The 13,402-nt window shown below is 62.3% G+C and carries 17 protein-coding genes and 2 pseudogenes; 7 read left to right on the top strand and 12 right to left on the bottom strand.

Going from position 1 to position 13,402, the window contains the following annotated elements:
* Positions 1 to 53 precede the first annotated feature (53 nt).
* The gene (locus QQJ84_RS10365; RefSeq protein WP_284258162.1) at positions 54 to 419 is read right to left on the bottom strand and encodes a 6-pyruvoyl trahydropterin synthase family protein; all 366 of its coding nucleotides are present in this window, start codon (positions 417 to 419) and stop codon (positions 54 to 56) included.
* A complete protein-coding gene (queE, locus tag QQJ84_RS10360; protein ID WP_284258104.1) occupies positions 419 to 1,051 on the bottom strand; it encodes a 7-carboxy-7-deazaguanine synthase in 633 nt (210 codons plus the stop codon). Before queE ends, QQJ84_RS10365 begins: the two co-directional genes overlap by 1 nt.
* Positions 1,052 to 1,276: 225 nt before the next feature.
* Here queE and QQJ84_RS10355 point away from each other — a divergent pair, with 225 nt between their 5' ends.
* The 5 genes from QQJ84_RS10355 to QQJ84_RS10335 all read left to right on the top strand — a co-directional run bounded on the left by QQJ84_RS10355 (position 1,277) and on the right by QQJ84_RS10335 (position 4,804).
* Complete coding sequence (locus QQJ84_RS10355) at positions 1,277 to 1,783, top strand: type III secretion system chaperone family protein (protein ID WP_284258103.1); 507 nt, start codon at positions 1,277 to 1,279, stop codon at positions 1,781 to 1,783.
* A gap of 13 nt (positions 1,784 to 1,796) precedes the next feature.
* On the top strand, positions 1,797 to 2,606 hold the full coding sequence (gene proC / locus QQJ84_RS10350; RefSeq protein ID WP_284258102.1) for a pyrroline-5-carboxylate reductase: 810 nt from the start codon (positions 1,797 to 1,799) through the stop codon (positions 2,604 to 2,606).
* 69 nt (positions 2,607 to 2,675) lie between these two features.
* Complete coding sequence (locus tag QQJ84_RS10345; RefSeq protein WP_284258101.1) at positions 2,676 to 3,608, top strand: ribose-phosphate pyrophosphokinase; 933 nt, start codon at positions 2,676 to 2,678, stop codon at positions 3,606 to 3,608.
* 29 nt (positions 3,609 to 3,637) lie between these two features.
* Positions 3,638 to 4,255, top strand: a complete 618-nt coding sequence (locus QQJ84_RS10340) for a glutathione S-transferase N-terminal domain-containing protein (RefSeq protein WP_284258100.1) — start codon at positions 3,638 to 3,640, stop codon at positions 4,253 to 4,255.
* The gene (locus tag QQJ84_RS10335; protein ID WP_284258099.1) at positions 4,256 to 4,804 is read left to right on the top strand and encodes a histidine phosphatase family protein; all 549 of its coding nucleotides are present in this window, start codon (positions 4,256 to 4,258) and stop codon (positions 4,802 to 4,804) included.
* A gap of 3 nt (positions 4,805 to 4,807) precedes the next feature.
* Here the strand turns inward: QQJ84_RS10335 and QQJ84_RS10330 are convergent, their stop codons facing one another.
* The 9 genes and pseudogenes from QQJ84_RS10330 to QQJ84_RS19495 all read right to left on the bottom strand — a co-directional run.
* A complete protein-coding gene (locus QQJ84_RS10330; RefSeq protein WP_284258098.1) occupies positions 4,808 to 5,611 on the bottom strand; it encodes an exodeoxyribonuclease III in 804 nt (267 codons plus the stop codon).
* A gap of 6 nt (positions 5,612 to 5,617) precedes the next feature.
* Positions 5,618 to 6,196 carry a LolA family protein gene (locus QQJ84_RS10325; protein ID WP_284258097.1) on the bottom strand — a complete coding sequence of 193 codons (579 nt, stop codon included), beginning with the start codon at positions 6,194 to 6,196 and terminating at the stop codon, positions 5,618 to 5,620.
* A 76-nt stretch (positions 6,197 to 6,272) separates the two neighbouring features.
* Complete coding sequence (locus QQJ84_RS10320) at positions 6,273 to 6,650, bottom strand: MarR family transcriptional regulator (protein WP_284258096.1); 378 nt, start codon at positions 6,648 to 6,650, stop codon at positions 6,273 to 6,275.
* A gap of 435 nt (positions 6,651 to 7,085) precedes the next feature.
* On the bottom strand, positions 7,086 to 8,471 hold the full coding sequence (locus QQJ84_RS10315) for a leucyl aminopeptidase family protein (protein WP_284258095.1): 1,386 nt from the start codon (positions 8,469 to 8,471) through the stop codon (positions 7,086 to 7,088).
* 200 nt (positions 8,472 to 8,671) lie between these two features.
* Positions 8,672 to 8,917, bottom strand: a complete 246-nt coding sequence (locus tag QQJ84_RS10310; RefSeq protein ID WP_284258094.1) for a cold shock domain-containing protein — start codon at positions 8,915 to 8,917, stop codon at positions 8,672 to 8,674.
* Positions 8,918 to 9,206: 289 nt separating this feature from the next.
* A complete protein-coding gene (locus tag QQJ84_RS10305) occupies positions 9,207 to 9,656 on the bottom strand; it encodes a GcrA family cell cycle regulator (RefSeq protein ID WP_284258092.1) in 450 nt (149 codons plus the stop codon).
* Positions 9,657 to 9,761: 105 nt separating this feature from the next.
* Positions 9,762 to 10,286: an SH3 domain-containing protein gene (locus tag QQJ84_RS10300; RefSeq protein WP_284258091.1), complete on the bottom strand. Its 525-nt coding sequence runs from the start codon at positions 10,284 to 10,286 to the stop codon at positions 9,762 to 9,764.
* Positions 10,268 to 11,029: a HesA/MoeB/ThiF family protein gene (locus tag QQJ84_RS10295; protein ID WP_284258090.1), complete on the bottom strand. Its 762-nt coding sequence runs from the start codon at positions 11,027 to 11,029 to the stop codon at positions 10,268 to 10,270. Before QQJ84_RS10295 ends, QQJ84_RS10300 begins: the two co-directional genes overlap by 19 nt.
* Positions 11,030 to 11,098: 69 nt before the next feature.
* Positions 11,099 to 11,281, bottom strand: a pseudogene (locus tag QQJ84_RS19495) (hypothetical protein); the annotation flags it as partial.
* Between QQJ84_RS19495 and QQJ84_RS19490 the strand changes: the two are divergent.
* Together QQJ84_RS19490 and QQJ84_RS10290 are read left to right on the top strand one after the other, a co-directional pair.
* Positions 11,198 to 11,659 (top strand): annotated as a pseudogene (locus tag QQJ84_RS19490) (protoglobin domain-containing protein); the annotation flags it as partial. The pseudogenes QQJ84_RS19495 and QQJ84_RS19490 sit on opposite strands and share 84 nt — an antisense overlap.
* Positions 11,633 to 12,688 carry a methyl-accepting chemotaxis protein gene (locus tag QQJ84_RS10290; protein WP_408862013.1) on the top strand — a complete coding sequence of 352 codons (1,056 nt, stop codon included), beginning with the start codon at positions 11,633 to 11,635 and terminating at the stop codon, positions 12,686 to 12,688. The pseudogene QQJ84_RS19490 and the gene QQJ84_RS10290, both read left to right, overlap by 27 nt.
* On the opposite strand, the gene QQJ84_RS10285 is transcribed toward QQJ84_RS10290, so the two are convergent.
* A complete protein-coding gene (locus tag QQJ84_RS10285; protein WP_284258087.1) occupies positions 12,685 to 13,353 on the bottom strand; it encodes a class II aldolase/adducin family protein in 669 nt (222 codons plus the stop codon). The two genes, QQJ84_RS10290 and QQJ84_RS10285, sit on opposite strands and share 4 nt — an antisense overlap.
* Positions 13,354 to 13,402: the final 49 nt, after the last annotated feature.

Below are 13,402 nucleotides of genomic sequence, written 5' to 3'. Positions count from 1 at the left end.
GGCCCCGGCGGTTCGCCACCGGGGCCTTTGTTGTGCCGGATTTATTAGCCCGCCTACCCCGGCCCGAAATAACTGCAGGTGTCGCCCTCGCTGTCGCGATACACGCTCACCCGCACCAGCCCCGGACATGCCCCGGCCAGCCTGCGCCATATCCAGCTTGAGAGATTCTCCAGCGTCGCCGGGCCCAAATCAGTGATGTCATCCAAAAACCGGTGATCCAGCGCCTCGCGCACCTCGCCGATGCACTGGGCAAAATGCCCCAGATCGATCAGCATCCCGCTACCAGCGTCCGGCACGCCGCGCAGCACCACCTCGGCGCGGTACGAATGCCCATGGATCCGCCGGCTCGGCTCGGCATCGATGCGCCGCTGCAAGGTGTGCGCCGCCTCAAAACGGAATTGTTTGCTCAGTTCATGCATCACGGAATACCCAGATATTTATGTGTTTGCAGCGAGAGCCGCCAGCGCGGATGGGCGAGGCAGAAGGCGATGGCCGCCCTTGTATTGGCGTCGCGCTCCGGCCCATCCATCGGCTGCAGCAAAAAATGCGTGAAATCCAGCGCCTCAAACCGGGCGGGCGGCGCCTGCTCCTGCGGAAACACCAGTTTCAGCTCGTCGCCCCCGCTCACCGCGAGCGGCGCCCCGGCTTTCGGGCTGATGCAGAGCCAGTCGATCCCCTCGGGCGGCGCCAGCGTGCCGTTGCTCTCGGCGGCAATGCGAAAACCCCGCGCATGCAGCGCCGCGGTCAACGCGGCATCAACCTGCAAAAACGGCTCCCCGCCGGTCAACACCACCAGCCGCTCCGCCCCCCCGCCGCGCCAGGCCGCCTCAATCGCCCCGGCCAGAGCCTGCGCATCGCCAAACCTGCCACCCCCCGGCCCGTCCGTGCCGATGAAGTCAGTGTCGCAAAACGTGCAAACCGCCGCGGCGCGGTCCTCCTCGCGGCCGGACCACAGGTTACAGCCCGCGAAACGGCAGAACACCGCCGCCCTTCCGGCCTGCAAGCCCTCTCCCTGCAAGGTAAGGAATATCTCCTTCACCGCGTAACTCATCAACCAATCCTCAATCTCGCGCCCGCGCCAAACCGCGCGGCAACAATCCGCGCCTCTATCATCGCCCCGGGCAAAACTGGCAAGCCGTCACCCTTCGCAAAATTCCTTCATTGCAGCGCGCCATAAAAACCCGGTAGACTAGGAGTCGTGGTGAAGAAACACTCATGGCACTAGCGCTAGAGTTGTCTCCACCCGTTTGGACCATCCCTGGATCAGGAGACTCCCATGCCGAGCCTCGCTCTTTCCTTCGACAATCCCTCGGTCGCCAACCCGCTCGACCTGGTCGAGCAGGTGATCTCGGCCAATGACTGGGCTTTTGACCGCCGTTCAGACTCTGACATGGCCGCCGAAGCCCCCGGCAAATGGTGCGACTACGGCCTGTATTTCTGCTGGTCGGACGAAATTTCCGTCATGCATTTCTCCTGCGCCTTCGAGCTGAAATCACCGCCCAAACGCCGCGGCGCCCTCTACGAGCTGCTGGCCAAGGCCAATGAGCGCCTGTGGATCGGCCATTTCGGCATGGACGAAGACACCGGCATGCCGATCTACCGCCATTCGGTGCTGCTGCGCGGCACCCCCAGCGCCTCGGCCGAATCCATCGAGGACCTGGTGGACATCGCCATCACCGAATGCGAGCGTTTCTTCCCCGCCTTCCAGTTCACCCTCTGGGGCGGCAAATCCCCCAGCGATGCGCTGGAAGCCGCCATGCTGGAATGTGCCGGCGAGGCGTGATACCCCGCCGCGCATGAGCAACACCCTTCCCTCGCTTCTCCTCGTCGGCGGCGGCCGCATGGGCTCCGCATTATTGGCTGGCTGGCGCGAGCGCGGACTTTCATCCGTGCTCGTCGTTGACCCCTCACCCGCCGCCGCCGCGCTGGCCGGGCCGAATGTCACCGTGGTCGCATCAGCGGCCGATATTCCGCATGGCTTCGCCCCCGGCGCCGTCATCCTCGCGGTAAAGCCGCAAATGGCCGCGCAGGCCCTGCCCGCCTATGCCCGCTTTGGCGGCCACGCGGTGTTCATCTCCATCATGGCCGGTAAAACCCTCAACGCCATCGCCGCGATGCTGGGGGTCAAGGCCGCCGTGGTGCGCGCCATGCCCAACACCCCCGCCGCCGTGCGCCAGGGCATCACCGTCGCGGTGGCGGGCAGCCATGTCACCCCCGCGCAAAAAACCCTGGCCGATGAGCTTCTGGCCGCCACCGGGCTGATCTCCTGGGTCGAGAGCGAGGCCATGCTCGACCCCGTGACCGCCATTTCCGGCGGCGGCCCCGCCTATGTGTTCCTGCTCGCCGAGTTGATGGAACAGGCCGGGCTGGACCAGGGCCTGCCCCCCGCGCTCGCCCGCCAGATGGCCCGCCAGACCCTCATCGGCTCCGCGGCTCTGCTCGCCGCCAGCGATGAGGACGCCGCCGCCCTGCGCATCGCCGTCACCTCGCCCGGCGGCACCACCGAGCGCGCCCTGGCGGTGTTGCGCGCGGATGACGCCTGGCCGGAAACTTTCGCAAAAGCGATTCAGGCTGCCACGGAACGGTCACGCGAGCTCTCCAGTTAATGGACATTGCCGCCCCCCGTTGCTAAACCGCGCCCGAGTTTACTTTTAGCCAGACCGGAAAGAAATTTCATGAAAATTGTTGCCTGCAACAGCAACCGCCCGCTGGCCGAAGCTGTCGCCGCCGGTCTGAACATCCCGCTCGCCAAAGCCTCCATCCGCCGCTTCGCCGATATGGAGGTTTTCGTCGAAATCCATGAAAACGTGCGCGGGGAGGACGTGTTCGTCATCCAGTCCACCTCGTATCCGACCAACGACAATCTGATGGAACTGCTGATCACCTGCGACGCCCTGCGCCGCGGTTCGGCCCGGCGCATCACCCCGGTCATCCCCTATTTCGGCTACGCACGGCAGGACCGTAAATCAGGCCCGCGCACACCCATCTCCGCCAAGCTGGTCGCCAACCTCATCACCGAGTCCGGCGCCAACCGCGTCCTCACCATGGACCTCCATGCAGGCCAGATCCAAGGCTTTTTTGACATTCCGGTGGATAACCTCCCCGCCGCCCCGCTGTTCTCGGCTGACATCACCGAGCGCTTCGCCGGGCGCGACCCTATGATCGTCTCGCCCGATGTCGGCGGCGTGCTGCGCGCGCGCATCATCGCCCGGCGCCTCAACACCGATCTCGCGATCATCGACAAGCGCCGCGAGCGCGCCGGCGTCTCCGAGGTGATGAACATCATCGGCGAGGTGGAAGGACGCGACTGCATCATCATCGACGACATCGTGGATTCCGGCGGCACGCTCTGCAACGCCGCTGAAGCGTTGATCAACGAGGGCGCGCGTTCCGTCAGCGTCTATGTCAGCCACGGCGTGCTCTCCGGCGGCGCCGTCGCGCGCATTGCCGCCTCCAAGATCGAGATGCTGACCATCACCGACTCCATCGCCGCCACCGAGGCCGTGCGCCTGGCGCATAACGTGCGCCAGCTCTCTATCGCCCCGCTGCTGGCCGAGGCCATGCGCCGCATCTCGACCGAAAGTTCGGTCAGCTCATTGTTCGACTAGCCAGCCGCACCCATATCGCGAGGCGTCTCATGAAACTCTTCTACTCACCCGGCGCCTGTTCACTCGGCATCCACGTCCTGCTGCGCGAAATCGGCAAACCCTTCGAACTGGTCAGAACCGAACTGCACAAAGGCGCGCATCACACGCCAGAATTCCTTGCCATCAATCCAAAAGCCAAGGTGCCGGTGCTGCAACGCGACGACGGCAGCATCCTCACCGAATTCCCCGCCATCGCGTTTTATCTGGCACTCACCAACCCCGAGATGCATCTCCTCCCCAACGATCTCGAAGGTGAAGTCCGCACCCTGGAATTGCTCGATTTCATGGTCGCCACCGTCCACATGCGCGGCTTCACCCGCATGTTTCGCGCCGATGCCTTCAGCACCACCCCGGGCGACACTGACAAGATCAAACAGACCGGGCGCGAGATCGCCGTCCAGGGTTTCGCCAACCTTGAACCGGCGCTCGGCACCAAGCCGTATCTATTCGGCGATTTCTCCATTGCCGATTGCGCGCTGTTCTACCTGGAATTCTGGGCCCGCACGCGCGCAAAAATGCAAATGCCCGCATGTTTCGAGGCACATCTTGATCGCATGCTCGCCCGCCCCAGCGTGCAACAATCCTTGGCCGCCGAAGGCCTGGCGTAAATGTCCCTGCCATCCGTCCCGTTCTGGTTCCTCCGCCATGGCGAGACAGACTATAACGCCGCCGGACTCTCCCAAGGCGCGCTGGACATCTCGCTGAACGCCACCGGCCGCGCGCAGGCGCAGGCCGCCGGGCCGCTGCTCGCCGGCCAGGGCATCACCGCCATCATCTCCTCGCCCATGGTGCGCACGCGCGAGACCACCGCCATCATCAACGAATTCCTCAACCTGCCGGTCAGCTTCGAGGCTGGTCTGCGCGAGGTGGTTTTCGGCGGCATGGAAGGCAAACCCCTCCAGCCCTGGTTCCCGGAATGGATGGAAGGCCGCTTCACCCCCGAAGGCGCTGAAACCTTCGCCGAGGTCACCATCCGCGCGCGCATCGCCATGCGCCGCGTGCTCGCCCAGCCCGGCCCGGTGCTCGTCGTCGCCCATGGCGGCATTTTCCGCGCCCTGCGCGACCTCATGGGGCTGACAAAGGAAGGGTTAACCCCCAACGCCGTGCCGCTCCATTGCGAGCCCACCGAAAACGGCTGGGAAATCCGCACGCCCTGAGCCTCAATCCAGCTTGAGGGTCACGCTCACCGGCACATGGTCTGAAGGTTGCTCCCAGTTGCGCGCCTCCCGCAAAATCTCGCAGCCAACCAGCCCCGCTTCCAGGTCACGGCTCACCCACACATGGTCCAGCCGCCGCCCGCGGTTGGAGGCCTCCCAGTCGCGGTTGCGGTATGACCACCAAGTGTAGAGTTTCTGCTCCGGCGGCACGAAATGGCGCAGCGCATCCACAAAGCCCTCCGCCATCCAGGCGTTCAGCCCCTGCGTCTCCACCGGCGTGTGGCTGACGATGCCGAGCAACTGCTTGTGGTTCCAAACATCGTTCTCCAGCGGCGCGATGTTCAAATCCCCCACCAGCACGCTGCGCCCTGGCGGATAGGCGGCAAAATGCGCCCGCGCCTCCGCAATGAAATCCAGCTTATGGCCGAATTTCACATTCTGCTCCCGGTCCGCGATATCGCCACCCGCCGGCACATAAAAATTATGCAATGTCAGCGGCAAGCCGCCTGTCTCCAGCCGCGCGGAAATATGCCGGCAATCATTCTTCGCGCACCAATCAGGTGTGTTCTCCGCCAGCACCAGCGGCAGCCGCGACAATATCGCAACGCCGTTATAACCCTTCATGCCGCGCTTGAGCACATGCGCAAAACCAATTTCCCCGGCGATGGCCTCGGGAAACAGCTCGTCCGGCACCTTGGTTTCCTGCAGACAAATCACATCGGGCGCGAGCCCGGCCATAAGCTTATGCAACAACCCCTGGCGCAGCCGCAATGAATTGATGTTCCAGGTCGCAATCGTGATCTTCATGTAACCTTAACCGCCCGACTGTATCGGGGACGTGCCGGTGTTATATTGAAACAGCGAGTCAGGATATGGGCCGCCGGGCACGATATCATAAAGGCTCACCCGGGTCTGGCGCCCCTGCGCATCCACCACCACCCATTGCCGCAATTCCAGCGGATCAGTGCCGAACACCAGCGTCAGGCTCCCCGCCGCGGCTTTATCCTTGCGCACCAGTGTAATGTCATCTTCGCCAGGCTGCCTCTGGATATTTGTCACCACCACGCCGGCCGAATTCAAATTCACATGCTTTGCCAGCAAAATTCCGAGCGGTGTGCTGCCCAGCGGAATATTCGTCGTCTGGTCCAAATCTGGATCATAATACACCAGCAGCCCAAACCCCGCGACGAGCAACTGCTTGTCCGGCGGGTCGTATTCAAAGCGCATCTTCCCCGGCCGCTCCAGCCAGGCTTTGCCTGTCCGCGTCGACCCATCCGCCGCCACCTGCAGGAAATTGGCGGTCAGCCCGGTTTGTTGGTTCAAATAAGTCTCGACCTGCGTCACCAACGCCTGATCGGCGGGACTCAACACGAACGGATGCGTCTGCGCCATCGCCGGCGCAGACTCCAAAACAAAAAGCCCCAACAGCGCTGCCAAAACAACGCGACAGCATCTCAAAGCCACAGCCTTAGCTCGCGCTACGGCGGCTCGCGGCTTCGGTCTTATTCGCGGCAAGGGCATCGGTCATAATATGCCGCGTTTCACGCAAAAACGCCGCGCCCTTCACCGTGCGCTGCACCAGCACGCTCCGGCGATCGGAGGGGTCCACCTTGCGGCGGACAAAATCCAACTCGGTCAAGCGGTCCAGCGCGCGGGTAATCGCAGGCTTGGAGACATTCAGATCCTGTGCCAACCCGCGCACGGTATGCCCGCCCTCGTTCAGGTAACAGGTCAGAAATACACCCAACTGCCGGGCCGAAAGGTCAACGCCCTCGCGCCGCACCAGAGAGACGATTGTGTCACGCAGAATACCAACAAGTTGGTCAGAAGAGAGTTGCGCCGCCATAAACTGAGATCCTTAACCAAAAGCATGAAAGCCATTTTTATTTTTAGCCGTGGCTTATATCCATCCGGTTGACTATCAAAACATAATCCAAGTCACCACGGCAGACGATTAACAAGTTAGAAACCACATCTCCCGTTCCCTCGCTGAGCAAACCGAAACCAAACGGCGAAAGCTTCACGCAATGAAACAAGGAGCACCGGAAATACGCATTATAGCTGCAAAATTCAAGCTGTTAAAAAACAAAAACATTTCATCATCATTAAAAGTTGCGCAGATTTAATCATCTCGCGATAGTAACCGGTTGCATCCGCATGCGCCTGGATAAACCACAAGCTTCAAAGCAGAGGCACGATCGTTTGAGGCTTGCGCTGGCGAGAGGGCCGAAGACGTGCTTCGCCCTCAAAAAATGGCCCGGGTATCAGCGCCCTTGCGCGCTCACGCCTTGAGCGACTCAACCGCCGAGAGCAAAGCCCGCAACGTCTGCGCCTCGCCGCCTTCCGGCCTGCCAGGGCGTGTGGAATCATTCCACCCGTATACATCCACATGCGCCCAGGCGACACCAGCCGGAACAAAATGCCGCAGGAACAAGGCCGCAACTATCGCACCAGCCATGGGCTTGGCGGAGACGGTGTTGAGATCGGCAACCGGGCTGTCCAGCCATGCGGCATATCCATCGAACAACGGCAAACGCCAGAGCGGATCATGAACCAACCGCCCCGCCGCCAAAATTGTCTCCGCCAGCCGATCGTCGTTACAGAACAACGCAGGCAAATCCGGCCCCAGCGCCACACGCGCAGCACCCGTCAACGTTGCCGCATCTATCAGCCAATCCGGTGATTCACGCGCGGCCTCCGCGAGCAAATCGCACAGCACAAGCCGGCCTTCCGCATCGGTGTTGCCAACTTCCACGCTTAAACCAGCAACAGTCTGTAACACGTCGGAAGGCCGCATGGCGTGGCCCGAAATGCTGTTCTCCACGCAACCAATGCGCAATTGCAACCGTAACGGTAAATCAAGCGCCATCACCGCCTGCGCAAGCCCCAACAATATTGCAGCTCCGCCCATATCTTTTTTCATGCGCAGCATCGCGGCGCCCGGCTTCAGATCGTAGCCGCCGGTGTCGAAACACACACCCTTGCCGCAAAGCGAGAGCAGCGGCGCATGTGCGTCCGTGTTGGAACCTTGCCATGCAAGCACCACAACCTCAGGGCCACGCTCTGAGCCCGCCCCCACCGCCGCCAGCGCCGGATAGCGCGCCGCCACCTCCCCGCCATGCACATGCGCGGCCCGCGCGCCAAACCGCGCGCCAACCTCCAGCACCGCGCGCGCCAGCTCAGCCGGCCCCAGCAGGTTGGCTGGTGTGTTAATCAGGTCCCGCGCCGTGCAGACAGCCTGCGCAACCACGCGCACCCGCTCCGGCACCTGGGAGGGCTCAAGCTGGGCCAGTTTTTTTTGCGTCTTTGTTTTTAAATGCTCGAACCTGTAGGCGCCAAGCAGAAAGCCCAACGCCGCATCCTCTGGAGAATACTCCCCGGCGGCGATCCGCCACACACTCCCGGCCGGCAAGGCCCCCGCCGCCGCGCCAAAGCCATGCACGGCCGGCTCACCGCCCAGACCCAGCAACGCCGCCCGCGGCGCTCCGGCAGGACCAGGCAGCAGCGTTGCAACGCCCGCCTGTCCGGCAAAATTCTGGAAACGCAGCATTGCCGCCTCCTCCGGCGGCAGTTCAGCCAGAAGCGCCGCGACACCGCCCGGACGCACCCCATAAAGCGGCAACGCCATATCGCCGTCCGCCGCCAGCCCCGCCAATTCCCGTGCCATGCCCGACTCCATCTTCCCTGATCCGTTATATCAGGTCCGTTATATCAGGTACGGGCAACCAAGGGCAGTTGCGTGGCCCCCCGGCAAATTTCGGCCACACGAACGCATGACCACGTTAAATGCGATCATGCTTTGAAATTCTCAAATGGCGATTCACGTTTTCGGTCCGCTCAGGCGAGCGAACCTCAAACGACCGCGCTCTAATGCAGTTTTTCGATCCCCACGGCGGCTACCCGCCCTTCGCGCTGCTGCAATGCGAAGCGCACGCGCTCACCTTCGTTCAATTTGCGCAAACCGGCATGCTGCACCGCACTGATATGGACAAAAATGTCATTTCCGCCGGTATCCGGCGCAATGAACCCATAGCCTTTTCCAGGATTGAACCATTTGACAACGCCCGTGAGGGCGGCTTCCTGCCCCGCATTGTCACCATGAATTGTTTCCATACCGACACCTTCCTTATACCGGATCGCTACCGGGCGTGCCTCATTATGCCGGTCACGTCCGCCGGCAAGGCTGAGATTACGCGCATTGATCTTAATTTATCAATTGGAACATGTGCTGCATCGCAGCAGGAGGTTTCAAACCGCCAGAAAAAACCGGACTGTTCGCGCCGGCAACATCTAAAAGTTGCGGTCACTAACAACCCGGCGTTTTGTCACTCACCCGTTTTAGCAACATCCGATCAGATGGAAGCATCTGATCGGATAAATTTGCCCGCCAAAACAAACAAAATCAGGCGGCGTCCTCGCGGCGGTCGCGCACCCGCACATAGGCGATCGCGGCATGCTCTTCGCAATACGGCTTGCCCGTCACCGCGGAGGCATTGCAGAAGTGGAAGCTGGGTTTGCCCGGCTCGCCAATCGGCCAGCAACAAGGTGTTGCGCGCTGGCTGAACTTCACCGCCGGGATCATCGCCCGCAGCGCCGGCATCGGCACCGACATCGAAGCCGAAAGCGGCGGCAGCGTTGCCCCCTGCACCCGCTTGGGCACCACCGGGCGGGCGATCGCCGCCTCGCCCTCATGGCGGCGAATGGGCGAGGGGCGCGGCGGCAGATTCAGACGATGCGCCTTCCCGACCACGGCATTTTTTGAAATATTCAATCTGCGGCCAATTTCCGCGGTTGAAAGCCCTTCGGCCCATAAGCTCCGCAATTTCGCAATTGCCTCTTCCGTCCACTCCATATTGTGGCTCCCCTCACTCAAACTACAAAATACAGTAGAGAGGGCGAGGCTTACCCGCAATATCTAGAGAGACTTTCACGAGTCCTTTTCTGTGGAAAACTTTTTTTACTTAACGGTCTCGTCCGGAAACACGCCCCAGAAATCCTCGCGCGCCAAATACCCCGTATATTGCCCGGCCGCCGCCTTGCAGAAATCCGACGGCGGCTTGCACGCGATCAACGTGCCGCTGACACCGTTTTGCAGATACGCCACCGGCGCCGCATCCGCATCAGCACTCCGCCGCAGCACCGCCTGCTGCGCGGTGATAAAAAACGTGCGGCGCGCGCGAATGGTCGCCATATGCACCCAGCCGGTTCCACCGTCAGGGGCCAGCACCTGCCGCCACACGTCGAACTCGCCGATGATCTCCACCGGCAATCCATCGCGCTGATAAACCCAGGAGACCGGATACTGAAACCCCGGCCCGGCGCGGAAATTCACCTCATCGGTGCGCAGCGAGACAAAGCGCGGCACCGGCAGTTTCGTCACCGGCCCAATCCCCGGCCCCGGCCCGCTGCCCGGGGGCACGGTGGTCCAGCCGCCAAGCAGCAACAACGCCAGGGCACAACATCTCAACCACATACGGGGCATGCTTTATCTTTCCGTAATCTGATTTTCCTGAATTGCGCGTCCAGCGCGTCCCAGATCAGCAGCCAGCCGGACATTGAAGTCCCGATCCCCATAATCTCCTTCAGCACCTCGGTTGCCTGCAAGCTGCCCATCACCCCGGTCACCGCGCCCAGCACCCCGGCCTCGGAGCAACTCGGCACCAGCCCTTCGGGCGGCGGTTCGGGGTAGAGGCAACGGTAGCAAGGCCCCTGCGGGTCGGCATGCGGCTTAAAGGTGGAGAGCTGCCCCTCAAAACGCAACACCGCGGCGCTCACCAGCGTGCGCCGCGCCGCCACGCAGGCGTCGGCGAGCAAAAAGCGCGTGGCGAAATTATCGGTGCCGTCGCAGATGATATCATAGGCTTCCACCAGCCCCGCCACGTTGGCCGCGTCCAGCCGATGGTCATGGGTGTTCACCCGTACCAGCGGATTGATCCGGCGCATCGACTCGGCGGCCGACTCGGTTTTGAGCTGTCCCAGATTTTCCATGCCATGCGCGATCTGGCGTTGCAGGTTGGAAAGCTCCAGCACATCGCCATCCACCAGGCCAATGGTGCCCACCCCGGCAGCGGCCAGATATAAGGCCAGCGGCGACCCCAGCCCCCCCGCGCCAACAATCAGCACCTTAGCGGCCTTCAGCCGCGCCTGGCCAACGCCGCCAACCTCGCGCAGCAGAATATGCCGCGCGTAACGCTGAATTTCGTCCTCGGAGAAATTAAAATCCATGAGCCGTTATAGAATGCCCATCCCCGGCGGCCAAATGCCCCGGCACGGCGGCAAGTTTAATTCCCGGATTTAATCCAGACTTAAGCACGACGCGGCCAAACTGGGCCACATGTCCTCACGCCTGAAGGAAGCCCTGTGATGCCGGATGCGAACCCGCTGACCGATCGTCTCAATTTCATTAACTTGAACGCGAAGGCGCTGGCACGGTTGCGGGGCATAAAATCCATAATCCGGCAGGCGCTTCCCGCGGCACTCAGCGGCTTTTACACCAAAATCAGCGCGGAGCCGCATACCAGGGCGTTTTTCTCCGGCGATGAGATGATGAAACATGCCGAGGCCCGGCAGATGCTGCATTGGAACACCATCTCAGAAGGCCGTTTTGACCAGGAATATCTGAATGCGGTGACAAAAGTGGGCGAGATTCACGCCCGCATCAGTCTGGAGCCGCGCTGGTATATCGGCGGGTATGCGCTGGTCCTGGAACCGCTCATCGCCGCCGTGGTCGCGGCCCGTTGGCCCAAACGCCAGTTCTGGCAACACCAGGAAAGCTGCGAGGAGCTGAACGCGGAGCTGGGAGCGCTGCTCAAAGCCGCACTTCTGGACATGGATCTTGCCATTTCAGTATATCTCAGCGCCTCGGAGACGGCGCGCAAGGCCGCCGAGGCCAAGGCCGAAACGGTCAGCAAAAAAGTAATGCAGACGGTAACCGAGGCGATGAGCGCGCTCGCCACCGGCGATCTCACCCACCGGATCGGCGACACCCTGCCTGACGAATATGCAAGGCTGCGCGAGGATTTCAACAGCGCGGTGGAGCGTCTGGCCGGCACGCTCTCGGGCATTCAGGTGGCGACCGGGGTTATCAACACAAGTATCGACGAAATCTCCCAGGCGACCGATGATCTGGCCCGGCGGACCGAGCAGCAGGCCGCCGGTCTGCTGGAAACCACCACCGCGTTGAACGAGCTGACCCAAGGCGTGCAACGCACCGCCACCGGCGCGGCGCAGGCCCATGTCGCCGTGGGGGCCGCCAATTCAGGCGCCGCCAATTCGCGCAATGTGGTGAGCGAGGCGGGCGATGCGATGAACAAGATCGAGGCATCGTCGCAGGAAATCAGCCAGATTATCGGGTTGATCGATGATATCGCCTTCCAGACCAACCTGCTCGCGCTCAATGCCGGGGTGGAGGCTGCGCGCGCCGGTGATGCGGGGCGCGGGTTTGCGGTTGTGGCCTCGGAGGTGCGGGCGCTGGCGCAACGCTCGGCGGAGGCGGCGAAGGCGATCAAATCGTTGATTTCCACCTCCTCCGCGCAGGTGGTGCAGGGCGTGGAGCTGGTGCGCAAAACCGGGCAGTCGCTGGAGACGATCGGCACCAATGTGGCGCAGATCGAGGGGCTGGTTTCGGGCATCGCCAACGCGGCGCAGCACCAGTCAGGGGGCTTGAATCAGGTGAGCGAGGTGGTGAACGAGATGAACATGGTGGTGCAGCAGAACGCCGCGATGGTGGAGGAGGCTTCAGCGGCGGTGCACTCGCTGAAAAGCGAAATCAACGAACTCAACCGTTCCATTTCAGCCTTCAAAATCAACCGGGCACGCGAAACCACGCCAGGGAGCTACCGGCCCGCCGCGGCGAAGCTGCGCCGCCTGACCGAAGTGAATTAGGCTTTTTTGATATTCGGCCCGTAGACCTGGGCGAACTGCGCCACGGCGGCGGCGACTTCTTCCGCCGAGAGCAGCGCCGGTCCGCCAGCCGCGAGCGAAAGCAAATATTGTTGCGCCAGGGTTTCCAGCTCGGCGGCGGCGGCGAGCGCGGCCTCGATGGTCTTGCCGGTGGCGATGGCGCCGTGGCTGGCCATCAGGCAGGCGGTGCGCTCCTCCAAAGCCTGCAACACATGGGCCGAGAGTTCCGCTGTGCCAAACAGCGCATAGGGCGCGCAACGCACCGGGGCGCCACCGAAACGGGCGATCATATAATGGCATGCCGGGATTTCGCGCCGCGCCATGGCGAGCGCCGTGCAATAGGGCGCGTGATGATGCACCACGGCGCCGGCCGCTGGCTTGGCGAGGTAAATATCAAGATGAAACCGCCATTCCGAGGAGGGACGGTAATCGCCCTCATAGGCGCCGTATGCGCCGTCCAGCCTTATCAGGGGCAGCATTTCGGGGGTTAGCTGGTCATAGGGGATGGCGGAGGGCGTGATGAGGATGCCCCGCGCCGTGCGGAGCGACAAATTGCCGGACGTACCTTGGGCCAGCCCGCGCGCGGACATGGCACGGGCGGCGGCGATGAGGGCGATGCGGTCTTCGATCATATGCGTTGGTAACATGGGGAATGAGCCGGTCAATCTGGCGCTATTTTAAGTTGTACAATATAGT

This window comes from Acidocella aquatica (genome assembly GCF_030160635.1).
GTDB lineage: Bacteria > Pseudomonadota > Alphaproteobacteria > Acetobacterales > Acetobacteraceae > Acidocella > Acidocella aquatica.
The sequence above is the reverse complement of the archived record's forward strand: the minus strand, read 5'-3'. Positions and strand labels throughout refer to the sequence as shown.